At 58.2% G+C, this 25,080-nt stretch carries 15 protein-coding genes and 2 riboswitches; of the genes, 5 read left to right on the top strand and 10 right to left on the bottom strand.

The window, feature by feature from the left end; all coding sequences use genetic code 11:
* Positions 1-15 precede the first annotated feature (15 nt).
* The 3 genes from W822_RS25550 to W822_RS25560 are packed head-to-tail and all read left to right on the top strand — an operon-like array spanning position 16 to position 2,903.
* Complete coding sequence (locus tag W822_RS25550; RefSeq protein ID WP_024003337.1) at positions 16-1,302, top strand: ABC transporter substrate-binding protein; 1,287 nt, start codon at positions 16-18, stop codon at positions 1,300-1,302.
* A 21-nt stretch (positions 1,303-1,323) separates the two neighbouring features.
* Positions 1,324-2,007: an HAD family hydrolase gene (locus W822_RS25555; RefSeq protein ID WP_024003338.1), complete on the top strand. Its 684-nt coding sequence runs from the start codon at positions 1,324-1,326 to the stop codon at positions 2,005-2,007.
* Positions 2,004-2,903, top strand: a complete 900-nt coding sequence (locus tag W822_RS25560; protein WP_024003339.1) for a CehA/McbA family metallohydrolase — start codon at positions 2,004-2,006, stop codon at positions 2,901-2,903. Before W822_RS25555 ends, W822_RS25560 begins: the two co-directional genes overlap by 4 nt.
* Positions 2,904-3,040: 137 nt before the next feature.
* On the opposite strand, the gene gcvP is transcribed toward W822_RS25560, so the two are convergent.
* From gcvP to gcvT, 3 genes are all read right to left on the bottom strand, one after another.
* Entirely contained in the window at positions 3,041-5,917 is a 2,877-nt protein-coding gene (gene gcvP, locus W822_RS25565; RefSeq protein WP_024003340.1) for an aminomethyl-transferring glycine dehydrogenase, read from the bottom strand.
* 94 nt (positions 5,918-6,011) lie between these two features.
* A complete protein-coding gene (gene gcvH / locus W822_RS25570; protein ID WP_024003341.1) occupies positions 6,012-6,383 on the bottom strand; it encodes a glycine cleavage system protein GcvH in 372 nt (123 codons plus the stop codon).
* Between the two features lie 73 nt (positions 6,384-6,456).
* The gene (gene gcvT / locus W822_RS25575; RefSeq protein WP_024003342.1) at positions 6,457-7,620 is read right to left on the bottom strand and encodes a glycine cleavage system aminomethyltransferase GcvT; all 1,164 of its coding nucleotides are present in this window, start codon (positions 7,618-7,620) and stop codon (positions 6,457-6,459) included.
* A 64-nt stretch (positions 7,621-7,684) separates the two neighbouring features.
* Positions 7,685-7,834, bottom strand: a riboswitch (glycine riboswitch).
* A gap of 10 nt (positions 7,835-7,844) precedes the next feature.
* Positions 7,845-7,949: riboswitch (glycine riboswitch) on the bottom strand.
* Between the two features lie 455 nt (positions 7,950-8,404).
* Here gcvT and W822_RS25580 point away from each other — a divergent pair.
* Complete coding sequence (locus tag W822_RS25580) at positions 8,405-8,737, top strand: GrlR family regulatory protein (RefSeq protein WP_024003344.1); 333 nt, start codon at positions 8,405-8,407, stop codon at positions 8,735-8,737.
* 220 nt (positions 8,738-8,957) lie between these two features.
* Here W822_RS25580 and W822_RS25585 read toward each other — a convergent pair whose 3' ends face one another.
* The 7 genes from W822_RS25585 to apbC form a co-directional block, all read right to left on the bottom strand.
* Positions 8,958-10,577: a Fic family protein gene (locus tag W822_RS25585; protein WP_024003346.1), complete on the bottom strand. Its 1,620-nt coding sequence runs from the start codon at positions 10,575-10,577 to the stop codon at positions 8,958-8,960.
* A 368-nt stretch (positions 10,578-10,945) separates the two neighbouring features.
* Entirely contained in the window at positions 10,946-12,148 is a 1,203-nt protein-coding gene (locus W822_RS25590) for a BaiN/RdsA family NAD(P)/FAD-dependent oxidoreductase (RefSeq protein WP_024003347.1), read from the bottom strand.
* Positions 12,141-14,405, bottom strand: coding sequence for an arginine/lysine/ornithine decarboxylase (locus W822_RS25595; protein WP_024003348.1), 2,265 nt, complete (start codon positions 14,403-14,405; stop codon positions 12,141-12,143). Before W822_RS25595 ends, W822_RS25590 begins: the two co-directional genes overlap by 8 nt.
* Positions 14,406-14,441: 36 nt before the next feature.
* The gene (gene dcd, locus W822_RS25600) at positions 14,442-15,005 is read right to left on the bottom strand and encodes a dCTP deaminase (protein ID WP_024003349.1); all 564 of its coding nucleotides are present in this window, start codon (positions 15,003-15,005) and stop codon (positions 14,442-14,444) included.
* Between the two features lie 84 nt (positions 15,006-15,089).
* On the bottom strand, positions 15,090-21,464 hold the full coding sequence (locus W822_RS25605) for a translocation/assembly module TamB domain-containing protein (RefSeq protein WP_024003350.1): 6,375 nt from the start codon (positions 21,462-21,464) through the stop codon (positions 15,090-15,092).
* Positions 21,464-23,248 (bottom strand): autotransporter assembly complex protein TamA, encoded by a 1,785-nt coding sequence (locus tag W822_RS25610; protein WP_024003351.1) that lies wholly within the window; start codon positions 23,246-23,248, stop codon positions 21,464-21,466. Before W822_RS25610 ends, W822_RS25605 begins: the two co-directional genes overlap by 1 nt.
* 31 nt (positions 23,249-23,279) lie before the next feature.
* Positions 23,280-24,374: an iron-sulfur cluster carrier protein ApbC gene (gene apbC / locus W822_RS25615; protein WP_024003352.1), complete on the bottom strand. Its 1,095-nt coding sequence runs from the start codon at positions 24,372-24,374 to the stop codon at positions 23,280-23,282.
* 347 nt (positions 24,375-24,721) lie between these two features.
* Here apbC and W822_RS25620 point away from each other — a divergent pair, with 347 nt between their 5' ends.
* Positions 24,722-25,009, top strand: coding sequence for a hypothetical protein (locus W822_RS25620; protein ID WP_024003354.1), 288 nt, complete (start codon positions 24,722-24,724; stop codon positions 25,007-25,009).
* The last annotated feature ends 71 nt before the right edge of the window (positions 25,010-25,080 follow it).

Raw genomic sequence — 25,080 nt, forward strand, 5'->3', positions numbered from 1 at the left:
TGGAGTATAAGTGATATGAAAACTGTTCGTCGGATCCTGCTGGGACTGTCGGTAAGCGCCTTGTGCGGGCACGCTGTTGTGGCGCAGGCCGAAACCATGACCCTGGATGTCATGCACGCCTGGCCGGGTCATAATCCTTTTTATGAAAAAGTGGCGCAGGCCTTTACCAAAGAGAATCCGGATATCGTCATTCGCTTTCGCGCCTCGCCCCCCTCCTATGACGAAGCACACCAGGCTGTGCTGCGCAGCATGATGACTGGCCAGTTGCCCGATGTGTATTTCTCCGGCTTTCATCTGTTGCCGGAACTGGTGCATGCCCTGCAACGGCGCAAGCAGGCCGTGGATCTGAAGCCATTCATCGAAAAAGAACCGGCACAATGGCTCACTGATAATTACGAGTCATCGATCCTCAAGCTGGCGCAGGTGAACGGAACACAATACGGGCTGGCCTTCAACGCCTCTACACCCGTCATTTTCTACAATGCCGATCTGGTGAAAAAAGCCGGCGGCGATCCCGATGCCTTCCCCACAGACTGGGCCTCGCTCATGGCACTGGCAGCCAGGATCGGTAAAACGGGTGATGGCACCAATGGCATGGCCTACGACGTTCACGCCTGGCCCGATGACTGGCTCTGGCGCGCACTCATCATGGAACAAGGCGCCCCCATCATGAATCAGGACGGCAAAACCGTCGCCTTTGGCGGCGAATCAGGCCTGCACGCCATGAAAAAAGCGCGCAGCTTTGTCACCGATGGCGCCATGGCTCTGCGCGACTTCGATCAGTCGCGCCAACAATTCGTATCCGGCAAACTGGGCTTTATTTTTGCATCGCCCAATAGCGCCCGGGCATTTTCAGAACTGATCGGCACGCGCTTTGAATTGCGCTCTTCCGTCTTTCCCCTGGAGAACCGGGAAACAGGCAAAGTGCCCACCGGCGGCAACGCCATGATGATTCTGGCCAAGGATGACAAGCGCCAGCAGGCCGCCTGGAAGTTCATCAAATATGCCACCGGTCCGAAGGGACAAACCGACGCCGTACTGGGTTCAGGCTATATGCCCACCAACAAGATCGCCCTGCAACCCGAATATCTGGGCGACTTCTACAAAAAGAACCCGAATTGGGAAACCAGTCTGAAACAGATCCAGTACGCCAGCCCCTGGGGCGGTTATCCCGGCAACAGCGGTGTACAGATCTGGCGTACCCAGCGTGACATTATCGGCTCGGTCATGCGCGGCAACGTCACGCCCGAGGACGGACTGGCAAAAATGGTAGAAGCCACCAACGCCCTGCTCGCAAAATAAGCCCTTTTTTCACGGTATCCCATGACCTCCTCCCTGGATTTAATTATTTTTGACTGCGACGGCGTAATCGCCGACAGCGAAGTCCTGTCTACCCGCACCTCTGCCATGGCGCTGGCCGAATTCGGCCTGGATCTGACTGAACAAGAGGTTGCCGATCTGCTGGTCGGCCAGACGCTTGAGACCGGCCTGGCACGCATCCGCCAGCAGTACCACATCGAATTGCCCGCCACATTTGCCGAGCGCAAAATGCAACTGACCGAAGCGGCTTTTCGCCGGGAGCTGGCGCCGGTCCAGGGCTTCATTCCGTTTCTGGAAACCCTGGCGTTGCCATACTGCGTCGCTTCAAACAGCAGCCACGAACGGCTACGGTTTACGTTTGAAGCGACGGGACTCACGCATTATTTTACCGGTCGCATCTTTAGCGCAGACGATGTCGCGCAAGGCAAGCCTGCACCCGATCTGTTTCTGTACGCCGCCCGCCGGAACGCCACGCCTCCAGAACATTGTCTGGTGATTGATGACAGCCCCAGCGGTGTGCGCGCGGCTGTCGCCGCTGGCATGCCCGTGATCGGTTTCACCGGCGGCAGCCACGCCACCCCCGCACTGGACGAGCAACTGCGTGATGCCGGTGCGACCTGGATCATGCCTGACTACGAATCGGTCAGCACGCATATTTCCCAATACAACGTAAAGGAATTCTCATGACACTCGATGCTTTGTTTTCCGCCCCCGGCCCTTTCCTGCGCGGCAACCTGCATGCGCACACCACCAACTCCGACGGCATGCTGCCGACCGAAGAAGTAGTCAGACGCTATAAAGAATCCGGCTACGATTTCCTGGCGCTGACCGACCACTTTCTGCCCTCTTATGAATTTCCGCTGACCGATGCGCGGCAGTACCAGACCGATACCTTTACACCTCTGGCGGCAGCGGAACTGCATGCGCCCCGCAACGAGAATAGCGCGCTGTGGCATATCACCGCCATTGGCCTGCCCTACGATTTTGAGCCCACCCGTGAGGGCGAAGACGGTCCGACCATCGCCCGTCGTGCCGCCGATGCCGGCGCCTTTATTACCCTGGTGCATCCCGCCTGGTACAGCCTGTCGCTGGCCGATGCGCTTACCATTGACTGTGCACATGCGGTGGAAATCTATAATCATGGCTGCCAGATCATGCACGATAAAGGCGATGGCGCTTATTTGCTGGATGGCCTGCTGGATCGTGGACAACGGATGCTGGCTACGGCTGTGGATGATGCGCATTTCAAGTCACCGGATTTTGGCGCGGCCTGGGTGCAGCTCAAGGCGCAAAGTCGTGATCAGGCTGATATCGTCGCAGCCCTGAAGGCCGGCCAGTTTTACTCCACACAAGGGCCGGTGTTTCATCAGATTGAAACCCGCGAAGACCAGTTGACGGTGTCCTGTTCTGCCGTGAACGGCGTGCTGGTCGTGGGCGCCGGTTACCTGATGGCGCATCAGTTTGCAACCGGGCTTACCCGCGCCAGCATCGACCTGTCCCCGCTGGCAAAAAGCCCCTGGTATCGGGTCGTGCTGATCGCGGCAGACGGCAAGCGCGCCTGGAGCAATCCTGTCTGGAAGTGAACAGGTTACTGGCATGAGGAAGTGAATGGATTTCTGGCCCGCTCATATCGCGACTTCCGACCATGCAAAAAAACCGGGGCGGCCCGCCGGACGTTGTCCTGCGTTGCCGCCCCGGCTGACTTCGGCCTTCGCCAGCGCTAGTCCATATAGGCTTCCAGCGGCGGGCACGAGCACACCAGGTTACGATCACCAAAGGCGTTATCGACGCGCGCCACCGGCGGCCAATATTTGCCGACAGGTGAGACGTGTCCGGGATACGCCGCTGCGCTGCGCGCATACGGATGCGTCCACTCGTCGGCCGTGAGCATTTGCGCGGTATGCGGTGCGTTGGTCAGCACATTGTCTTTGGCATCCGCGGTGCCCGCTTCCACCTGGGCGATTTCGCGACGGATGGCGATCATGGCCTCCACGAACCGGTCCAGCTCCTTCAGGCTTTCTGACTCGGTGGGTTCCACCATCAGGGTGCCCGCCACCGGGAAACTCATGGTCGGCGCATGGAAACCATAATCGACCAGGCGCTTGGCCACATCGTCCACGGTAATGCCGCAAGCGTCCTTGATCGGGCGCAAGTCCAGAATGCACTCATGTGCCACGCGGCCATTGCGACCGCTGTAGAGCACCGGATAATGCGGCGCCAGGCGGGTAGCAATGTAGTTGGCATTCAAGAGTGCCACTTCGGTAGCGCGCTGCAGGCCCGAGGCCCCCATCAGGGCGATATAAGCGTAAGAGATCGGCAAAATGCTGGCCGAACCAAACGGCGCGGAAGACACCGGACCCGGACGGCCATTGGCCGCGGCATCGGGCGCGCCTTTTTCATTCAACACGCCCGGCAGATAGGGTGTCAGATGCGCGCGAACAGCGACCGGACCCACGCCGGGACCGCCACCGCCATGCGGAATGCAGAAGGTTTTGTGCAAGTTCAGGTGCGAGACGTCGGAACCGAACTGGCCAGGCTTGGCCAGACCGACCATGGCGTTCATATTGGCGCCGTCCAGATACACCTGGCCACCGGCCTCGTGCACCAGATCGCAAATCTGCACGATCGCTTCCTCGAACACACCATGGGTCGACGGGTAGGTAATCATCAGCGCTGCCAGGCGATCGCCGGTCTGTTCGATTTTGCGCTTCAGGTCTTCAACATCGACATTACCGTTGCTGTCGGATGCCACAACCGTGACCGACATGCCGGCCAGATTGGCCGAGGCCGGGTTGGTGCCGTGCGCAGAAGCGGGAATCAGGCAGACGTTGCGCTGCCCCTGGCCGTTGGCCTGATGATAGGCGCGAATGGCCAGCAGGCCGGCATATTCGCCCTGGGCGCCCGAGTTGGGCTGCAGGCTGACCGAATCATAGCCGGTGATTTCACACAGTGCGGCAGACAACCGTTCCACCAGTTCGGCATAGCCCGTGGTCTGCGCAGAAGGCGCAAACGGGTGGATATGGGCAAATTCGGGCCAGGTGATCGGAATCATCTCGGCCGTTGCATTCAGCTTCATGGTGCAGGAACCGAGCGGGATCATGGAACGATCCAGCGCCAGATCCTTATCGGCCAGACCGCGCAGATAACGCAGCATATCGGTTTCAGAATGAATGCTGGAGAAAATCGGATGGGACAGAATCGCGGACTGACGGGCCAGCGTGACAGGCACAAAGGTGTCTTCCCCGGCATTCAGGGCAGCGACATCAATCGTTGCCGCACCGCTGGCGCGGGTCAGGACATCGGCCAGGTTCTGCAGATCGGCCAGTGTGACTGTTTCGTCCATGGACAGGGCAAACTCATTCCCGGACAACCAGCGCACGTTGATTTTTGCCGCGTCCAATTCACGGCGCAAGGCCTCGGCATGCGTGGTCTGCACGCGCAGCGTGTCGAACCAGCTTTCATTCTGTACCTGATAGCCGGCGCTCTGCAGCAGGCTGCGCAATAAGGTGGTAGTCACATACACACGCTGGGCAATGCGACGCACGCCCTTGGCACCGTGATAGACCGCAAACATGCTGGCCATGACTGCAAGCAGAACCTGCGCCGTGCAAATATTGGAGGTCGCCTTCTCGCGACGGATATGCTGTTCGCGGGTCTGCAGCGCCAGACGCATGGCTGGCTTGCCCTGTGCGTCTTTGGAGACTCCGACCAGACGACCCGGCATGGTGCGTTTGAATGCATCACGACATGCCATGAAGCCGGCATGCGGGCCACCAAAGCCCAGCGGCACGCCAAAGCGCTGCGCAGAGCCCACGGCAATGTCGGCACCCCATTCGCCGGGGGCCTTCATGATGGCCAGGGCCAGCAGATCGGTGGCCACCGCCACCACGGCACCCGCCGCGTGCGCGTCTGCTGTCAGTTGCGTATAGTCACTGACGCCGCCCAGGCTGTGCGGATACTGCAGCAACACGCCAAAGCATTCGGGCAGGCCTTCGGCTTCATCGGCCACCTGCACCTTGATGCCCAGGCCTTCAGCCCGGGTTTTTACCACTTCGATGGTTTGCGGATGGCAATGCGAAGAGACAAAAAAGACATCGCTTTTGGACTTTGCAGAGCGGCGTGCCAGCGTCATGGCTTCAGCTGCGGCCGTGCCTTCATCCAGCAAAGAGGCGTTGGCAATATCCAGCGCCGTCAGATCGGCAACCATGGTCTGGAAATTGAGCAGCGCCTCCAGGCGACCCTGGGAAATCTCGGGCTGATACGGCGTGTAGGCGGTGTACCAGGCCGGGTTTTCAAGGATATTGCGCAAAATCACATTGGGCGTGAGGGTACCGTAATAGCCCTGGCCAATGTAATTGCGATAGAGCGCATTTTTTTGCGCAATGGCGCGCAACGACGCCAGCATATCGGCTTCGCTGCGAGGGCCGTCCAGCGCCAGTGGCGCCGCATTGCGAATGCGGGAAGGAACAATCTCGTTAATCAGTTCATCAAGGCTTTCTGCGCCAATCACAGACAGCATTTCTGCCTGCTCGGCCTCAGACGGCCCGATATGGCGTCCGACAAATTCCTGGGACGCCGCTTCGTGTGTGTGCAACATAATCTGGGTAATCCGGTGGTAATCAATCGTGCCGGCGTTGCCGCCCTTCTCAGGCCCGCGCGGGGCCGCCATGGCGGACAACGTTGGCGGGTTGTCAGGCCTGCGCTTCGTAGCCGGCCGCGTCCATCAGCTTGTCTGCATCGGCAGCATTGGCCGGCTTGATCTTGAAAATCCAGTTGGTATAGGAATCTTCATTGACCAGATCGGGCTGCCCTTCAAGCACGTCGTTGAATGCCACGATCTCGCCGTCGACCGGCGCATAAATATCGGAAGCCGCCTTGACGGATTCAACAACTCCGGCGGTATCGCCCGCCTTCAGTTGCGCGCCCACCTGGACATCGCCCACGTAGACCAGATCGCCCAGTTGCTCCTGGGCATTATCAGTGATGCCGACAACGAACACGTCGCCTTCGGCCAGGACCCACTCATGCGAGGAGGTATATTTACGATCGGTAGGTAATTTCATTCAAGACTCCTGGAAGAGGAAAATAACCATGTTGCACACGGTCATATAGTATCAAGGTTTATGTGACGGTTTTCTATTTCTGTGACGGCGGGGCTGGCTTGGCGGTCACGGGCTTGCCGTGGCGCACAAACGGCAACGCCGTGACGACAGCAGGCACCCACTTGCCACGAATCTCGACTTCGGCGGACTCGCCTGCGGCCACGCCTTCAGGCAGACGCGCGAATGCGACCGACACACCCAGCGTTGGCGACATGGTGCCGCTGGTAATTTCCCCTTCGCCGCGGGCCGTGCGCACCTTCATGTGCGCGCGCATCACGCCGCGATCACCGAGCGTGAGGCCGATAAAGGTATTTTTGCGCGGTTCGGTTTCAATCGCCTGGCGCCCGATGAATTGGCGCTGGGGATCGTTCAGGTTGACCGTCCAGGTCAGTCCTGCCTGGGCGGGCTGGATCTGTTCGTCCATATCCTGCCCGTACAGGTTCATGCCGGCTTCCAGACGCAGGGTGTCGCGCGCGCCCAGACCGCAAGGGGTCACGCCGGCGGCAAGCAGCTGGTTCCACAGCGTTTCGGCCTGCGCGGCAGGCAGCACGATTTCGAACCCGTCTTCACCGGTATAGCCGGTGCGGGCCACCAGCGTGTCCTGTGCCACACTGGCTGCGAAAAAGGCTTTGAGCGCTTCGGTGGCGCCCTGCCATTCAGGATGCACCTGCCACACCAGCTCACGGGCCTGCGGGCCCTGCACGGCAATCATGGCCAGGTCGCGCCGGGCGTTGAGTTTGACATCCAGCTTGTGTTCGTCGATCACGCCCTGCATCCAGGCCAGATCTTTATCGGCGCAGCCGGCATTGACCACCACGCGCCAACGGTCGTCATCAAAAAAGTACACGATCAGATCGTCAATCACCCCGCCTTGCGGATTGAGCATGCAGCTATAGAGCGCCTTGCCGGAAATGGCCAGCCGGGCCACGTCGTTGGCCAGCAGCAGGCTCAGAAAGCGGCGGGCCTGCAGGCCGGTGACATCGACATTGAGCATATGCGACACATCGAACATGCCTGCTTTCTGGCGTACCGCGTGGTGTTCAGCCAGTTGCGAACCGTAGGAAATAGGCATTTCCCAGCCGCCGAAATCAACCATTTTGGCGCCTGCCGCCTGATGCGCGGCAAAAAGAGACGTACGGTGAAGAGCGGCGGCGGGAGCACTGCCGGAGGGAGTCTGGGGAGTTGCCTGAGTAGACATGCTTGCACCTGTTTGAGCGGGATTGAAGGGTCGCAGCACGCAGGCTTCACCATGAAACCGGCGCGTTTCGCCCTCTGTCCTTTTGCCTGAGAGTTACAGCGCGCATGCCGGTTCAAACAATTGGCGAGTGACTGCATTCGCCGCCAACCCCTTGCGAACCAAGCGCGTTTCCCCTTCGGCGCCTTATTGAAAAGGTCTCTCCAGAGTGCCTTACCGGCAGGGCCGGTGATTGTGCGGTACATGGACCTGAGCGATTCCGGGCGAATTGCGCCTTCGGTGGCAACACGACGACCCGGCGGGTGCCTGCTGCTCTCTCCCACGACAATTTAAAAGCATGCGAAAGGATACATGCAAACGGCAAAAAAATCCATTCGGGCAACCCCGCCAGGCATTTTTCGCGTCATTGCCCGCCAGCCAGCGGCAGGCGTGCACTGCTTCTTTTCACACCTTGCGCGTTAGCCGGAGATAGCGTTATTTATTACCTGTTAGCGCGACAATACGAACTGTTACATATTATTGTTTCAACTAAATAATTCTTCCGAAAAGAGATAGAATACACTTGACGACAAGCAGTACATCGTCTGTGACCAACCCTCACATAAATGTCATCATGCTGCAGTACACTGGCTAACCGCTGATGAACGACAGCATGAAATAATATCAATACCAGATCTGAATAAACGTTTTTCATCAACAGATTCAATGTCTGCCGACATGATCCAATGGCGGCGGACAATGTAGTCAGCATCAAGCGCCTAGCGGCAACTATATAAGGAGTACTATTATGGATAACGGTTTCTACGCAACAGTGATCGCAGATTCCAAAGCCCACGCCGGAGTGACGGTCGTCGAAGACAACAAGGTCCGGGGGGGCGATGCCCATTACCTGTATTCAGGCACGATCCAGGCCGACGGCAACGAGGAAATCGTCGCCAACCTGAAAATCAAGGCATACACTGCAGTTGACCAGTCTTTCGGCACCGACGAAAACAGTTTTGAACTGTCCCTGATGGGCGGCAAAACCGATTCCGGCTTTCGCCTGACCGGCTACTCACCCAGCGGCCGTGAAATCGTGATCGATGCCCGCAAAATCGCCAATATCGACCTGGGCTTCTAAGCCGGTAGTCCAGGGCTGACCGGTTCGGCATTCTCATTTTTATAATTTATATCGCGGCCGCCATGGATGGCCGCCACCCGAACCGGCACCAACGCCCCGTCACACATGACCTCTTGCCAGGAAACATCAGCTGGCCCAACTCCTCAACATTTGCAGCCCCTTAATTTTGCATTCAGCCCTGGTCACCCGAGCAGCCTTCGCCTGTGATCGCGCGCTGCGCTTAAACGGAACCACCGGCCGGTCGTGTGGGATGATAGCGTTCGAGGACATGACGATCAACGGGTGGATCTTCCTGAAACGCCTGTAAAACGGCCTCAGTGATTTGATTCCACACATCGGCTTCGCGTAATACCGGCATCTCCTTCGCCAGAGCATTGCTCAGTTCACCCCGATTTTGTTCAATGGAACGCAACACACGATCTGCCTGCTGATCAGGCATTTCAACAATTTCTTTGAGCGCCTGGCGCGCGCGCCCGAGACTGCGCAGATACCGGGATTGTTCGCGCATCTGTTCTGTCAGCGTGCGCATGACTATATTGGACAGAAAAATGACGTGAGGCCCCAGATCAGGATAACGCCAGACAGGATACGCCTGCTCGACACCGTCGAACTCGAAGTTGGATACAACCCCGTCGGGATAGGTCACTTGCGTGGATTTGAATGTGATATGTTCTCGCACCACGTGCATTAAGGGTTTGGAAACCTCGTCGAGCACCCGATCATAACTGCGGCGCTCTCCCGCGTCGTCCGTGATGACCGCTGACACGGGCAAAATGACAGGCTCCGGTACTACCCCATCACGTCTCAATATGTCATTGATCAGAAAGCGGTGAACCCGGCCATTGCCATCAGCCAGCGGATGAATATACACAAAACCGAAAGCCGCAACCGCGCTGCGCATCACGGACGACTGACCCCGTGTTCGTTCAAGAAAAACCTGCAGACCTTCCAGCATCACCGCCACATCCTCGGCCGGCGGCGCCACGTAATGCACGATATCTTGATAGTGGACCGTTTCTCCGACAAAAACAGGTGAGCTGCGCAGTCCCAGACGGGTGAGCGAAGTGCGCTTACCGAGTATCTCACCCTGCAATTGTGCCAGCGTTACATCAGTCAAAGGACAGTCTCCCTGTCCGGTACGACGCGCCATGACATCAGCAAATCGCTCAATACGATTGGCGCGGTCCGCTTCGCCCTCGATTTTAAATGTCGCCTTGCTTTCCCGTAACGTCATCCAGACCGCTGCCCGACGCAACAGATCTTCACCGAACTCGGCAGTGAGATTCTGGAATAACTGCGGCACATCCAGGTCGATGGCCTTATCCAGCGCGTCGGTCTTAACAAGCGTCGGACAAAAGTAGCGAGTGCCCGGCAGATTGTCCTTAATGCGCCAACGAGGCACTTTAATCACATGATCGCCTGAGGCGGCCACAAGCTTGGCGTCGTCGATCGCATCGACATAATTGCCTCCAATACGCTCTGGCACCTGCAATGCGTCTTCAGTCAGCCATTCATACAGAAAGGCTGACCGGCGGGCGTATTGCCCGGTAGGCTCTGCATCCACCCAGGCCTGAATAAACCCCGGGCCCGTCCTTGCAAACAGACGGGACAAAAATTCCAGTTGTGGCACTTCGTGACGCAGGTGGAACTGAAGATGCGCTGCCGGTTCATCTGCCGGGCGCATTGACTCCGGGTACGTTTCCAACCTATCGCCATCCACGATTTCGGTGGTCCGCCGGCTACCGATTCGGCTGTGGACCGGCAAGCGGCTGATCGGACACACCTCATACCGCTGCTCAAGCCACGCGGCGCCAATAGGATCATTCAGCAGATTACTCATAAAGTAGGTCCGGAGGTGTCGCGAAGGGATATAAAGGGACTTAGAATCAGCGTATATTGCATAAAATCAATTACGCATGAACAAAATCAATTAGAAATTGGATAATTGGTATAAATTCAATTATGACCGTGAAAGAAGGAAGCGTCAATTATCGCCATTTTTAGTAGCGGCTATAGCATAAATCAGGCTGCAAGGCCTGATATCCCATGGAGACATGGATGGTCATATCAATTTCGATTATGCATAGCATGATTTGCGCAAAATCGATTACGATTGAACAAAAACAACTAAAAATAGTTTATTTTGAATAAAATCGATTAGAAATAACAGTTACTGCATAAATTCGATTTCAACTGCGCTGTCTGGCGCTATGCCGACAGCGCCCGCCCGCAGGCCACGGCCGACGCCCAGGCCCATTGAAAGTTATAGCCGCCCAGCCAGCCGGTCACATCCACGACTTCACCAATAAAATACAGCCTGGGCATTGCGCGTGCCTGCATGGTTTTCTGGTCCAGCTCACGGGTATCGACCCCGCCGCGCATCACTTCCGCCTTCTTGTAGCCGACCGTACCGGACGGGGTCAGCGTCCAGGGCTGCGCCCCGTCTGCCAATTGTGTCAAGTGCCGGTCTGCGGTGTCGGCCAGGCGCTGTTCTGGTGGTATACCGCGGTCCTGCAGCCAGTTTTCAGCCAGCCGTCGCGGCCAGACTTCACCAAGCGCGGTCACCAAGTTCTGGCGGCTGCCCTGCTTGCGCTGCACCAGTTCCTGCGCCAGGCGACGCCCGGGCAGCAGATCAATGCGGATCGGCGTGGCCGGCTCCCAGTAACTGGAAATCTGCAATATGCCCGGCCCCGACAGGCCGCGATGGGTAAACAGCAGGTCTTCGTCGAACACGCCACGCCGCTTGCCATCGCCGGTTTCCAGACGCACGGGCACGGCCAGACCGGACAGCTCGGCAAACGGCTTCCAGCCGGCCTGATCAAAAGTCAGGGGAACCAGCGCAGGGCGGGGTTCGATAATCTTGAGGCCAAACTGGCGCGCCGCCTTCAGACCGAAATCCGTCGCGCCCAGCTGGGGAATGGCCATGCCGCCCGTGGCAATGACCAGCTTGTCGGCATGCAGGGTTCCCGCTTGCGTATCAACCGCATAGCGCCCGCCGTCCTGGCGCAGGGCAAGCACCTGCGCCTGCATGCGCCGTTTGACGCGGCCCTTGTCGCACTCGGCCACCAGCATGTCGATAATCTGTTCGCTGCTGTCGTCGCAAAACAATTGCCCCTTGTGCTTTTCATGCCAGGCAATACCATGACTGCGCACCAGGGTCAGAAAATCGTCGGGCGTGTAGTTGGCCAGCGCAGAGCGGCAGAAAGCCGGGTTGGCCGACAGAAACTGCTGCCAGGTGGTGCCGATATTGGTGAAATTGCAGCGGCCGCCGCCGGAGATCCGGATTTTTTCTGCCAGACGGCTGGCATGATCGAGCAAGACCACGCGCTGTCCCCGCTGACCGGCCACCGCCGCGCACATCAGGCCAGCCGCGCCGGCCCCGATGACGACGACATCAACAGACTCACTCATCCAGTTTCAGGCAGTCCACATAGAAGAAATCACGACCGTCATCATCCACCACATGACCCAGCCCGTGAATAAAGGTTTCAAAGCCCGGGAATTTTGCATTGAAGTCATTCGCAAACAGCAGATATTCCGCGATGGTCTTGTTAAAGCGCTCCCCCGGAATCAACAGCGGGATACCGGGTGGATAGGGTGTCAGCAGCACGCCGGTCACCCGACCCTCCAGCTGATCCAGCGGCACGCGTTCCACTTCACGATGCGCCATTTTGGCAAAAGCGTCCGATGGCTTGAGCGCCGGCTCCATATCCGACAAATACACCTCGGTCGTCAGGCGCGCTACATCATGCTCGCTGTAGGCCTCGTGGATCCGCTGGCACAGGTCGCGCAGTCCCATGCGCTCATACTGCCGGAAGTCCGCGCAGAACTCGGGCAGGATGCGCCACAGAGGCGCGTTGCGATCGTAATCATCTTTGAACTGCTGCAGCGCCGTCACCAGCGTGTTCCAGCGGCCCTTGGTAATGCCGATGGAAAACAGAATAAAGAAAGAATACAGGCCGGTTTTTTCCACCACAATCCCGTGCTCGGCCAGATACTTGCTGACCAGCGCGGCGGGAATGCCGCTCTCGGCAAAATTGCCGTCAATATCCAGTCCGGGCGTGATAATGGTCGCCTTGATCGGATCCAACATATTGAAGTTCTCGGCCAGGTCGCCGAAACCATGCCACTCATCGCCCGATTCCAGTACCCAGTCTTCCTGCACGCCGATGCCTTCCGACACCAGGCGGTTGGGCCCCCAGACCTTGAACCACCAGTCGTTGCGGCCATACTCAGAGGCCACCTTGCGCATGGCGCGACGAAAATCCAGGGCTTCGCGAATACTCTCTTCCACCAGCGCAGTGCCGCCGGGCGGCTCCATCATGGCAGCCGACACATCGCAGGACGCGATAATCGCGTACTGGGGCGAGGTCGAGGTATGCATGAGAAATGCTTCGTTGAAAATATTACGGTCCAGCTTGCGGGTCTCGGATTCCTGCACGACAATCTGCGAGGCCTGTGAAATGCCCGCCAGCAGCTTGTGCGTGGAGTGCGTGGCAAACACAATCGCGTCCTGGCTGCGCGGCCGGTCCGGGCCGATCGCATGCATGTTCGTATAGAACTCATGAAACGCGGCATGGGGCAGCCATGCTTCGTCAAAGTGCAGGGTATCGACAATACTGCCCAGCTTTTCCTTGATCATCTCGACGTTATAGATCACGCCGTCATACGTGCTCTGGGTCAGCGTCAGAATGCGCGGCGTCTTGTTCTTGAGTTCGCGGGCAAACGGGTTGGCTTCGATCTTCTTCTGAATGCTTTCGGGGTCGAACTCTTCCAGCGGAATCGGACCGATAATGCCCAGATGGTTGCGGGTCGGCCGCAGAAAAACCGGAATGGCCCCGGTCATGGTAATCGCATGCAAAATCGATTTATGACAATTGCGATCAACCACCACCACGTCATCGTTCGCCACGTTGGCGTGCCAGACCACCTTGTTGGAGGTCGACGTACCGTTGGTCACGAAATAGCAGTGATCCGCATGGAAAATGCGCGCCGCGTTACGCTCGGACTCGGCTACAGGCCCGGTATGGTCCAGCAGCTGGCCCAGCTCTTCCACCGCATTGCAGACGTCTGCACGCAGCATGTTTTCGCCGAAGAACTGGTGGAACATTTGCCCCACCGGGCTCTTCAGAAACGCCACGCCGCCGGAGTGACCAGGGCAGTGCCAGGAGTAGGAACCATCCTGAGCATACTTGACCAGCTCGCGGAAAAACGGGGGCGACAGCCCGTCCAGATAACTCTTGGCTTCGCGGATGATATGGCGCGCCACAAACTCGGGCGTATCCTCGAACATATGAATGAACCCATGCAGTTCGCGCAGAATGTCATTCGGAATATGCTCGGATGTGCGAGTCTCGCCGTACAGGTAAATCGGGATGTCTTCGTTACGGAAACGCAGTTCGCCGATAAACGTTCGTAAATTGCGAATGGCATGAGCCACGTCCTCGCGCGAGTCTACATCGAACTCTTCATCGTCGATGGACAGAATAAACGCACTGGCGCGGCTTTGCTGCTGGGCAAAGGAGCTCAGGTCACCGTAACTGGTCACGCCGAGCACTTCCACGCCCTCGGCCTTGATGGCATCGGCAAGCGCCCGGATGCCAAATCCGGACGCACTCTCCGAGCGAAAATCTTCGTCGATGATGACGATAGGGAAACGAAATTTCATCCGGTACTCCTGGCAGGCTGATTCAAACAGCCCTGATTATGTTCTTGGAAGTGTGACGCCTTGTTGACCTTGATATTTCCCGCCACGATCGCGATACGAGGTTTCGCACACTTCGTCGCCCTGCAGGAAAAGGAATTGGGCACATCCCTCGCCGGCATAGATTTTGGCCGGCAGCGGCGTAGTATTGGAAAACTCCAGGGTCACATGCCCTTCCCACTCCGGCTCCAGCGGCGTCACATTGACGATGATACCGCAGCGCGCATAGGTGCTTTTGCCCAGGCAGATCGTGAGCACTTCACGCGGGATGCGGAAATACTCGACCGTGCGCGCCAGCGCAAATGAGTTGGGCGGAATGATGCAGACATCGCCCTTGAAATCCACGAACGACTTTTCATCGAACTGCTTGGGATCGACAATCGTGGAATTGATATTGGTAAAAATCTTGAATTCGTCTGCGCAACGCACATCATAGCCGTAGCTGCTGGTGCCGTAACTGACAATTCTGCGGCCGTCCACTTCACGTACCTGACCCGCCTCGAAAGGGCTGATCATGCCATCCTGCGCCGCCTGTCGAATCCACCGGTCATTCTTGATACTCATAGACTGTGTCTCTCTGCTGGGTCTGCCCCGAAGGGAAAAGCGCCATTGTAGCCCCTGCAGCTGCAGGGGACTACGCATTTCTCATCAGTCCCGGAAAAAGCGGCGATAGATCAGTTCCAGCCCGTTGACCGTTCCGGCCTTGATATCGGCCGACAGATTCCTGAACAGCCGGTAACTGCCCCGCACTACGGTGCCGGTGCCGGCCATGGCCTGCTCCACACTGACGGTCATGCCGTTTTCAAACTTCTTGCTGGCGACAAAAAACTGCTGCGCCAGATCGCTGGACGATTCCTGGTTCACGCTCGACGCCACCGATTTCTCGGGCAGGATCGTACCCGATTCACCGATATTGCCCGAGCGGATGGAAATATCATCCAGCCCCAGTTTGCGATAAAACGGCTGGCCGCCGCCTACAATGGACGAACCCACCGAGAACAGCAGTGCGGCATCGCTGCCGCTGCTGTCCGGACCCCGTCCCATCAGCAGCCACGACAGTTTTTCCACTTCGCTGACATCGGGGTAAGAAACCAGATCGATTTTCGGCTTTTTAGCCGTACCGACCACCTTGACGCCGGCTTCCACATCGAGGCCGGTGCGCAGCGCTTCGATGTCCAGGATCGGATTGGCCAGATTACCCTGGAAGGTAATGCGGCCGCGCCGGATCTGCAGGCGCTGTCCATAGGCCTCGATCGCGCCGCCCCGTGTCCGGAACGCGCCCACACCCGTGAGCTGATTCTTTTCCTGGATCACATTCAGCGAGCCGACCAGACCAGAGTCCAGTCCCAGGCCCACGATATAGAACCGCTTGCCCAGATCGACCGTAAAGTCCAGCGTCAGATCAAGCGGCGACTCTTCCTGTACCACCTTGGTCTGCCCCGGCTTGAGCACGATCACATCGCCATCGACCGCCGGCACGCTGCCCAGAATATCCACACTGGCCCAGCCGGCATCGGCCGTGACCTTGCCCTTGATATCCACCTTCGGCAGCGGCGCATCAATATTCACGTCACCACTGATCATCACAAACCGGTCCGAACGCTGAATAATCGGGTAGTGATCGAACAGCACCCGGAAATCGCCCTTGCTGGTATTCAGATTCCATTTACCTGTAATGCCCAGCGAACCATTTTGCGCTTCGACATTGTCATCGATCCATTTCTTGGTGCGCCATTCATTGGCCTTGATGCGAATGACCGAAGGGAAACGCAGCGTGTTGATGACCACCTGATTGTCGCGCAGCGTAGCTTCCAGCGTGCCATCCAGCAAACGGATGCCATTGTCGATTTCCACAATCTTGACCTTGGACCCGGAAATCTTTCCGCTGGTAGTCCACTGACCATTGGCACGCGATTGCGCGGTCACATTCAAGGCAAGCGCCCCGCCCAGATCCAGCATATCGCCGGTCAGCGGTCCCATCCAGCTGATATCGGCCAGGTTGCCGTTCAGCGTGATTTTCGAACCGCCATTCAGATTCGGCGCCAGACCATTGAAGGCAATGGCGCCGGTGCCTTTCAGATTACCCTTGTTCTGCGTGTCAAACGCCAGATTCAGATTGGCCGTGCTCGTCGTGGCCCCGGTCTTGTTGAAATTGGCGGCAACCAGCATATTGGTCAGCCCCAGCGGGATCGGGGTGGCAGCCGGAATCATGAAATCGCCGCTGACCCGCTTGAGCGCCGTTTTACCGGTGAGCGCCCCGTCAAACGCCAGATCCCAGTCAAAATCCAGCACCAGCGACGTTTCCTGCGGCACTTTCTTTGTCCGGTCGATAATGCCGGCATTGGCATTCTGCGTCGCCTTGGCCGTGGGATCGGCCAGCGCCTGCATGTCACGGATAAACGTCGGACTCAACACAAAGCGCCGGATACCGCCTTTGGTCTGCCATTTGCCATTGCTGCCTTTGGTGCCTTCCTGGTTGATCACAATCGTATGCTTGCCCGGCAGGCCGATATTAATGGCCGAGGGCCCGGCTTCCCACGCGGGCTGTCCGCCTTCGGCAGAAGGCGCGAAGGCCAGCGACCAGGGCTTGTCCTGTTTGACCGAAATCCCGGCGTGCTGCACATCAAGCACCGAGAGCGTACCGCGCCAGCCTTCTGCGCCCTGCTCGTTCTTGCCCCAGGATCCGTCGGCAGCCAGATGAAAATCAACCGGCGCCTTGCCCAGTTCCTTCGATTTGCCCTGGGAGAACATGCCCTTGATGTCCACCGCATGCTTGCTGACCATGCCCTTGACCGAGCCGTCCACCGTCACGCTGCCCGGCAGCCCCGGCCAGAAAGAAGACAGAGCCGGCGCATTCACGTCCAGGGTCAGCACGCTGTCGGCTTCGCCGAACGATCCCTTGCTGCGAATTTTATTGCTGCCCAGAACCAGGTCGATATTGGCGGCAGGCACGCGAAAGGCGTTCAGATCAATCCCGGCGCTGCCCTGCCCACCCAGGGTCAGGTCACGCACCGCCAGATCAAGCGAACCGGCCAGAGGATGATCGTTCCAGACACTGCCCTTGTCAAACTTGCCTTTGATCGTAGCGGACTTGATCGCGGTCGGCGAGAACATATCGACATCCGCTGTCAGATCGGTCGTGAGCAAGGTTTTCGGAATGCTGTCTGCCATCAGCTTGCTCACGGGCAAGGCCCTGGAGTTGACCTGCACATGAATACGATCGGACTCCTGCTCGCCGCCTTTGGGCGAGACCTGTGCCTGAAGCGCCAGCGTTGAGCCGTCGCGCAGCGCCACATCGGCGGTGGCATCGCGCAGCAGCAGCGGGGTCGCCATATCCAGTTTCACGTCTGCTTTCAGATGAGACTTTTCACCCGTGGCAGAGGCCTTGAGCGCATAACCATCTTTGACCTCGGCGGTCTGCTGCGGCACGATATCGAACGCAATCGTGTCAAAATCCATCGGCACCGGTGTCTTGAAGGGCAGCACGCCCGTGCCGTCGGTACGACGGATATGCGCCGAACCGGTCAGCATCTGGTTGAAGGCCAGATCCCAGTCGGCATCCAGAGTAATGTCTGCGTCGGCCACTGCTTTTTGCGGCGCCTGTTTCCCGGCGACTTTGCCTTTACCCTTACCATCGGCTTTTTTCGCGATCGCAGCAGCCTCATCCAGCGCTTTGCCTGCGGCCCTGGCTGCGGCTGTGGCGGCAGCCGGATCGTCCGCCGTAAAGGCTTTCTGCAGATTCATCAGATACTGCGGATTGATCACCAGATCCTTGATCTGTCCTTTGGTTTGCCACTGCGAACCATCACCGCTGGATTCACCCGGCAGGATCTGGGCGCTGCGGTTTTCCGGCAAGTCCAGCAGGAAGCGGGATGCCGTCGTGGCCCACTGCATCGGGTGCTGACCATCGTCCGGCAAGAAGGACAAGGACAAGGGGCTTTGCTGGCCCAGCCGCAAGTCAGTGTGGCGCAAATTCAGATCGTTCAGAACGCCAACCCAGCCTTCCTGGCCGGCATTGACCTTGTCCCATGCACCCTGGATATCCAGCCCGAACACGACGGGCGCCTTGCCCAGCGCGCGACTGACCTCTTTGGCGTACATGCCGTAAAGCTGAGCATGGTGGTTGGTCACACGACCATCCACCACCGCGTTCAGCAAAACACTGCCCGGCAGTGAAGGCCAGAAACTATCCAGTGCCGGCGCGTTCACATCCAGGTAAAGCTGGCTGGCGTCCTCACCAAAACCACCGTGAGCCGTGATCCGGTTATTCCCCAGTTGCAGATCAATATCCGTGTCGCTGACACGCAGCTTATCCAGATTGGGCTTAATCGAGTGGTCCGCCTGCTCTTCTTCGGTCTGCTTATCGAATATGCCCGCAATATGCACCTTGCTGCGAATCGCACCGCGCAGCGCCTTGTCATTCCAGGTACTGCCCTGGGTAAATTGCGCGTTCACATCAATATCGGACAGTTCGCGTTTGCGCGGCAGCGTATCGGCCACCAGCGCGATTTTGCCCGTGAGCAGGGATGCAGGCGTGGCGCCGCCCGACAGCGCCTGCACATTCAGCGACTGCAGACCGATGTTGGCTGTGAGCCTGTCGGTTCCCTCGGCAACGCCCCGCGTCGTTTCAAAATCCGCATCCACGCCCGAGCCGTCGGTCAGCTTCATCTGCAGATCGCCGTCCTGTACCGGAATCACATTTGCCATATTCAGGTTCAAACGGGTATTCAGGCTGGACTTGGGTCCCTGTCCCTGCGCGGCAATGGCCAGAACAGAACTGTTTTCGTTCTTGCGCGTTTCGTTCAGATCGATGCTGAGCGTCTCGAAATCTACCGGAATTTTCTGCGCCAGCGGCACAAACCGGTCGCCCGACGTACGTCGCAGGTTGATCTTGCCTTTCAGGCCGCTCCCGGTACTCAGATTCCAGTCGCCTTCATAGCCGATATCGGGAAACGTGCCGGCGATCTTTGCCGCCAGCGCCTGGGCCGCCGCCTTTTTGTCGGCGGGGCTGGCCGGCGTGTTCGCGTCGCCCGCGTTGGCCGCCGGCGCATCGGCTGCACTCAGCCTGGCAATATCATCCATCAACCGGTCGCTGATAACCAGGTTGCTGAACGACCCCGTCGTTGCAATGCCCTGTGCATTGCCGCGGGCCGCGTCCAGCTTGAACAGCGTTTCGGATTCACCCGGTAACGTGACGCCCAGCGCACCCGGTCCGGCAGACCACGCGGTCTGCACGCCGGTAGCGTTCGGATTGAATAATAACGGCAAGGCATCCTGATTGCGCAATCGGATGCCCGCATGCGTGAGATTTAACGCAGCCAGATCGCCTTCCCAGCCATCAGTGTCATCAGTCAGCCTGTGCCACTGGCCGTTGACCTTGAGCGACAGATCCAGCGGCGCCTTGCCCAGTGACTTGAACTTGCCCTGGTCGACCTTGCCGCTGATATCCAGTACATGCGAGGCGATGGTACCGGCCAGCGTACCCGACACTTTGGCCGTTCCATTGACGCCGTCGGCCAGTTCTGCCAGTTTCGGCGCGTCGACGCTCAGCCGCAACAGGCTTTCCTGCTGGCCGAAACTGCCCGATGTGGTGATCCTGTTTTCACCCAGTTTCAAATCCACATCCGCCTTGCGAATGTTCAGGCGATTCAGATCGACCGTACTCACGGTCGTGCGAATGGCATCTGAATTTGCGGCGTCCTGTTGCGCTTTTTCCAGCGCATCCTCGCCGCTGCGCGTCAGCACGGTCTTGCCTTCTGCCTGCGCCTTGCGGGCCGCTGCCGCTTTGATATTGTCGCGTACCGCCTCACCCATCTGCTCGCCGTCTACCACCTCACGCTGGGTGATAACGCCTTGCGAGTCAATATCCAGATCCAGATCAGCCGACAACGGTTTGCCCTGGAAACGACTGGCACCATCGACCGTTCCTTTCAGTTGCAGGCCCTGCAGATTGGACATCCCCTTCACATCGGCCACAAAGCTCAGATCCGAAGTCAACGTGGAATCGGCCGCGCCGCCCTGCCCCTTGAGCGTCAGACCCTGGCTGGCAAACGAACCGGACAGGCGATCAGACTGGCCCGCGCCCTGTTTTTCCTGTTTATCGGCCTTCAACTGCAAGCCGGCGTCTGCGCCCAGCTTCAGATTCACATCGGCGTGGTTCAATGGCAGGCCATCGCCCATCAGGCCCAGATTCAGGTCTGCGTCGACCTGTGCGCCCTGCCCACTGCCTTTGAGCACCACGCCCAGTTTTTCCAGGTCGCCCGCGACCTGCGTATTCAGATCAAACGTACAATCGCGCTGTTGCAGCGCGCCGGTCAGCACACCACCGATCTGCACAAACTGGCTCAGGCACACCGGCGATTGCCGGTTCTGCGTAGCCAGCTTCGCATTCAGATCCAGCTTCATGGGGTACGGGCTTTTGATGGATTCAATTTCCAGCGTACCGGCCAGATCGACCTCGGTCTGCGGATGGGACACATGCAGACTCTTGAGCGTGCCCTTGGCATGCTGGTCAATAATCAGCAAATCCGCCAGACTGAAGTTGCTCAGTCCCACCGGCAAGCCGGATCCATCGGGCATCAGCAGCGCAAAATTGCCTACATCCAGCCGGTCCACCTGGATGCCAACCGGAATACCGGGCATTTCAAATGGCTTGGATTCGGCTGGCGAGGGCTCGGGGGTTTCCAGCGGCAACAGCTTGACATCCAGGTCAGCCACACTCATCTGCTCCACGCGCAGCGTGCGCTTGAACAGTTTGAGCCAGTCTACTTTCAGGACGGCTTCCTTGCCCGTAATCTTGATCTCGGGCGTATCGATCAGCAGACGATCCAGCTTGATCCCGCTCCACAGCGTGCCCTGCACGTGCGTCAGTTCACCGCCCACCTGGCCGATGACCGTATTGAGCAGCCAGCGGCTGCCCGGATTGGTTCCCATGAACCAGAAAACAAAGGCGCACAATCCGATCAGGATCGTCAGGACAATCGGTTTCCAGCGAAGATACCAGCGCAAATATTTCATTTTCATCAGAACGCCACTCCCAATGAAAAGTGCAGCCGGATACTGCGATCGCGTTGTCCATAGGCCAGGTCAAGAAACAGCGGACCGGCAGGCGTCTTGATTCGCGCCCCAACGCCATAGCCGACGTTCAGTTTCATATCGCCGAAAGACTCTGCTGCATCACCGGCATCAATAAACACGCCCATGCCGAAACGATCATCAAAATAACGCATATATTCAACACTCACCACGGCCAGCGACCGGTCTCCGACCACCGCGTCATCGCCTACGGTCTTGCCGATCGCATTGTATTTATAGCCCCGAATCGAACGTGCCCCGCCGGTGCGGTAGCCGAAATCATCCGGAATACGCATGCCGCTGGAGCCAAACACCTGCCCCACTTCACCGCGCATCGTAAACACATCGCGCCGTCCGACTGGCCACCACTGCTGAGCACGCAGTCCGACGCGACTGAAGGGCTCGCCCTTGTCCAGGGTCACCCCTGCGCCCAAACCCAGCGCAATCAGATTGCCTTCGCGCGGATCATATTTGCTGTCGACATCCCGGCGCAGAAAATCCCAGGTGGCCACCAGCGAAGGCAGCCGATAGCGGTCCTCGCCCTCGCGCTTGACCGAATCATAGGCCGCCAGCACCCCCCAGTTCGACTCGTAATCGACCCGGCTCGATTCGTCCAGCTTGAACTCCAGTCTGCGCTTCCAGCCCAGGGCATAGCGCATGACATCTTCTTTCTGAATGTCCGAATGACGGAACATCACCCCCACGCTGTCCTTGCTGCCATCCAGGTTCGGCGGCAGGTGGTAGTCCAGAAAGGCGCGCTGAATCTTGGAGTTGACCGCCGCACCCGTTTCCATGATCAGCGGCTGGCCAAACACCACATTCTGCTTGTAAAGAATCTCGGCGCCCGGCCCGACCGCATCATCAATCCCCAGCGAACCGGACAAAGAACGTGCCGGTGCTTCGGACACCCGCACCGCCACAGGCAATTCCACTGCATCCTGCGCGTAGACTTCATCGCCTGGCGGTTTTTTCAGCGTCACAAAGGCGCCGCGAAAGAAATTGGTCGACTGGATCTGCTGCTGCCAGGTATCGAGCTGGTCCTGGGAAAAGCGCTGGCCTGGCGTGTACTTGATATAGCGACGGATCAGGCTGTCGGGAACGCGGCGCAGCCCCACCACTTCTGTATGACCCAGCGTCACCGCCGGGCCGCTGTCTACCGTCGTTTCGGTCTCTACCGTCGCGGTTTCAGGATTGACCACCGCCTGCGAATGCGTCATGCGCGCCAGATAGAAATCATGGGCAGCCACACCCTCAAGCATGGCTGATTTGGCGTTGCTCCACTGCTCGTTCAGAAAATCCTTGTCTACCGGCAAGCCCCAATCTTTGCGCAACTGGGTAACGCGATCGTTAAAGCGCGGTGTCGCAATACTGCCGGTAAAGTTATTGGTAACCGATTTGACTTTGGAAACGCGCCCCGGATCAACTGAAATATCCCAGGTTTCGCCCCCGATGTCCTCGCCGATTTCCAGCGTCACATCGGGTGCAAAGTAACCACGCGTTGCCAGGGCAGACATGACCGCCTCACGCCCCTTGCGGCGGATACGATCGGCTTCGCCAGAGTCCTGGTCATCGGCCATGCGCACGACGGCGGAAATGCCCTTGTTTACAGCGTCCAGCGCTTCAGGCCCCAGTCCGCTGGGGTCGATAATCACTTCCGGCTTCTGTGCCGACACCTGGCCGATACCGGCCAGCAAGATAACAGTTGTAAGAAAACAAACCTTCTTCAATCGCATCGGTCCACTTGCTCATTTATATTGTGGGCGTTTATTTCTTCAGATTTTCCACCACGACGGAAGGAAAACGGCCCGCCATATCTTTGGGTAACGCCGCCACGCCCATGGCCACCCGATAAGCCAGCTCATGATAAAGCCGAGCCGCCTCGCTGTCCGGGTCCGAAGCCACTGTGGGCGAACCCGAATCGGTCTGTTCGCGAATGCTTTTGGCCAGCGGCAAGGCGCCCAGCCAGGGCACATTCAATTCACTCGCCATCCGCTTGCCGCCATCCTCGCCAAAAATGGCTTCGGCATGACCGCAGTTCGAACAAATATGCATGGCCATGTTTTCAACGACGCCCAGAATGGGGATATTCATTTTCTCGAACATGCGCAGGCCCTTGCGCGCATCCAGCAGCGCGATGTCCTGTGGCGTGGTCACAATAATCGCACCCACGACCGGCACCTTCTGCGCCAGCGTCAGGGCAATGTCCCCGGTGCCGGGCGGCATATCCACAATCAGATAATCCAGGTCAGGCCAATTGGTCTGGCGCAGCAACTGCTCCAGTGCCTGCGTGACCATGGGGCCGCGCCAGATGGCCGGCGAATCGGCCTCGATCAGAAAGCCGATGGAGTTGACCGTAATGCCATGCGCCCGCAAAGGTTCCATGGTTTTGCCGTCATTGGACACCGGTTTGCCCGACACGCCCATAATCAGCGGCTGGCTTGGACCGTAGATGTCCGCGTCCAGAATACCGACGCGCGCACCGCTTTGTGCCAGCGCAATCGCCAGATTGGCGCTGGTCGTGCTTTTGCCGACCCCGCCCTTGCCGGACGCGACGGCAATAATATTTTTGACCGACGCAATGGGCTTCAGGCCACTTTGCACGGCATGCGCCCGGATCGTATCGTTCAATTGCAGCGTGACCTGCTGCGCGCCTGCACCTTTGGCCGCGGCTTCAATTTGTGCGGCCAGCGCCTTGCGGCCTGCCGCATCGGTCAGATAGCCCGGCTCAGCGCGGATAGTGACCGCATCGCCCGTGACCGTGAGATCAGATTCTTTCAACACCGGCAACACAGGCAGGGCGGTAACCGGATCCGTCACACTACGTAACGCATCCAACAGGTCTTTTGACGACAGACTCATTTCAACTCGCTGTAATTCATACTATTCATAGAGGTAATGCGCACAATGATAACGTTTAATGGGCCTTCTGATTGTTAAAATCTGTGTGGAGCCGGGATATCGCTACCTGTTTCGCACGGTTTCAAAAGAAAAGCCGGCCTCGCCTTCAGCCCTGCAGCGGCGTCCGCGGCCTGTGGCAGCGGCTCCAGGTGGCATCCGCTGCCACTGAACACGGCACCCCGGCTCTTGAAATTTTGACAAAAGCCCTTAAGATAGAAAAAACAAATCAAGCAAAATCAATTGCTTGTGTACAATAGACTGCACTGGGCTTCTATTGTCATTGCCCTCTTACAAGGACTGCATCCCTTATGAACGATTTTCTGGACCGGTTTTTCAAAGCGCTGCTTTTTGGTGTCATCACCATCGCCGGGCTTGTCATGGCCGCCGTCTTCCTGGTCTCTGCCGCCATCGCGGTCGGGCTGTTCTACATTATCGCGAAAGTGCGCGGCAAGCCGTTTGTCGCCCGCGAATACTGGAAAACCACCTCAACCCGCGCCCGTCAAACCCATACCGAGTTTTCCGAGAAGTTCAAAAAACCCGGCAATTTTTCACGCAAACCCGATGTCACTGATGTCGAAATGCGAGAAATCAAATAACACAGCAGGCGCCATCCGGCGCAGCCAATAACGCTGTCATTCCTCGCCCCTGCCCGACAATGGTCCGGCAG

The organism is Advenella kashmirensis W13003 (genome assembly GCF_000506985.1).
In the GTDB taxonomy this organism is placed as follows: domain Bacteria; phylum Pseudomonadota; class Gammaproteobacteria; order Burkholderiales; family Burkholderiaceae_B; genus Advenella; species Advenella kashmirensis_A.

What these genes read in the sequence shown, in the direction of transcription:
- W822_RS25550 (WP_024003337.1), top strand. Translation starts at nt 16, where the DNA reads ATGAAAACTGTTCGTCGGATCCTGCTGGGACTGTCGGTAAGCGCCTTG.
- W822_RS25555 (WP_024003338.1), top strand. Translation starts at nt 1,324, where the DNA reads ATGACCTCCTCCCTGGATTTAATTATTTTTGACTGCGACGGCGTAATC.
- W822_RS25560 (WP_024003339.1), top strand. Translation starts at nt 2,004, where the DNA reads ATGACACTCGATGCTTTGTTTTCCGCCCCCGGCCCTTTCCTGCGCGGC.
- gcvP (WP_024003340.1), bottom strand. Translation starts at nt 5,917, where the DNA reads ATGTTGCACACACACGAAGCGGCGTCCCAGGAATTTGTCGGACGCCAT.
- gcvH (WP_024003341.1), bottom strand. Translation starts at nt 6,383, where the DNA reads ATGAAATTACCTACCGATCGTAAATATACCTCCTCGCATGAGTGGGTC.
- gcvT (WP_024003342.1), bottom strand. Translation starts at nt 7,620, where the DNA reads ATGTCTACTCAGGCAACTCCCCAGACTCCCTCCGGCAGTGCTCCCGCC.
- W822_RS25580 (WP_024003344.1), top strand. Translation starts at nt 8,405, where the DNA reads ATGGATAACGGTTTCTACGCAACAGTGATCGCAGATTCCAAAGCCCAC.
- W822_RS25585 (WP_024003346.1), bottom strand. Translation starts at nt 10,577, where the DNA reads ATGAGTAATCTGCTGAATGATCCTATTGGCGCCGCGTGGCTTGAGCAG.
- W822_RS25590 (WP_024003347.1), bottom strand. Translation starts at nt 12,148, where the DNA reads ATGAGTGAGTCTGTTGATGTCGTCGTCATCGGGGCCGGCGCGGCTGGC.
- W822_RS25595 (WP_024003348.1), bottom strand. Translation starts at nt 14,405, where the DNA reads ATGAAATTTCGTTTCCCTATCGTCATCATCGACGAAGATTTTCGCTCG.
- dcd (WP_024003349.1), bottom strand. Translation starts at nt 15,005, where the DNA reads ATGAGTATCAAGAATGACCGGTGGATTCGACAGGCGGCGCAGGATGGC.
- W822_RS25605 (WP_024003350.1), bottom strand. Translation starts at nt 21,464, where the DNA reads ATGAAAATGAAATATTTGCGCTGGTATCTTCGCTGGAAACCGATTGTC.
- W822_RS25610 (WP_024003351.1), bottom strand. Translation starts at nt 23,248, where the DNA reads ATGCGATTGAAGAAGGTTTGTTTTCTTACAACTGTTATCTTGCTGGCC.
- apbC (WP_024003352.1), bottom strand. Translation starts at nt 24,374, where the DNA reads ATGAGTCTGTCGTCAAAAGACCTGTTGGATGCGTTACGTAGTGTGACG.
- W822_RS25620 (WP_024003354.1), top strand. Translation starts at nt 24,722, where the DNA reads ATGAACGATTTTCTGGACCGGTTTTTCAAAGCGCTGCTTTTTGGTGTC.